Source organism: Sphingomonas sp. Leaf412, from assembly GCF_001425405.1.
GTDB lineage: Bacteria > Pseudomonadota > Alphaproteobacteria > Sphingomonadales > Sphingomonadaceae > Sphingomonas.
Genome location: NZ_LMQP01000004.1, coordinates 199,421 through 200,035, shown reverse-complemented (window position 1 = coordinate 200,035; position 615 = coordinate 199,421). Strand labels below are relative to the sequence as shown.

Below are 615 nucleotides of genomic sequence, written 5' to 3'. Positions count from 1 at the left end.
CGAAGTCTCACCGAGAGGAGCCTCTCTGCGAGGCGCCGGCCCCTCACCCCGACCCTCTCCCCGGCGGGGAGAGGGAGCAGAAAGCGCCACTCCCCCCGGCACGAACCCCCGGTTCACCAGCACGGTCCACCCCGCATCGGTCCGGAACGGCGTCACGACCCAGAACCCGCCGCCCAGGTCGGTCACCGCCTGCACGCGCGTATCCGCGCCGACGAACCGCCCCGCCACGCGCACCCGCGTATAGGCATCGTCGGCTCCGATCGCGCCCCACCGCACCGGCCCCGGCGCGGCCACCGGCGGCGCGGACAGCCGCCGCTCCACCTGCGCCACCAGGGCATGTTTCCACGCCCGCCGCTCGACCTGCCACAGTCCCAGCGCGATCAGCCCGACGATCGCCGCCACCGCCGCGGTCAGCGCGACGACGCGGCGCGCCACGCTACATGCCCCCCGACATATCCCCCGACATGTCCATGCCCGGCATCATGTTCTGGTTCATGTGGTACATCACCCACAGCGACCCCGTCAGCGCGATGACGACGACGATGACCGTGAAGATCAGCGCCATCATCGTCCACCCGCCTTCCGACTTGGTGTTCATGTGCAGGAAGTAGATCA

Annotated in this window: 2 protein-coding genes; both read right to left on the bottom strand. The window is 70.4% G+C overall.

What is annotated here, in order from left to right; all coding sequences use genetic code 11:
• A partial coding sequence (locus tag ASG29_RS16500) for an SURF1 family protein (protein ID WP_321163202.1) occupies positions 1 to 435 on the bottom strand: 435 nt, incomplete at its 3' end.
• Position 436: 1 nt separating this feature from the next.
• Positions 437 to 615 (bottom strand): cytochrome o ubiquinol/quinol oxidase subunit IV (locus ASG29_RS16495; RefSeq protein WP_414884843.1); only part of this gene is annotated, 179 nt, incomplete at its 5' end.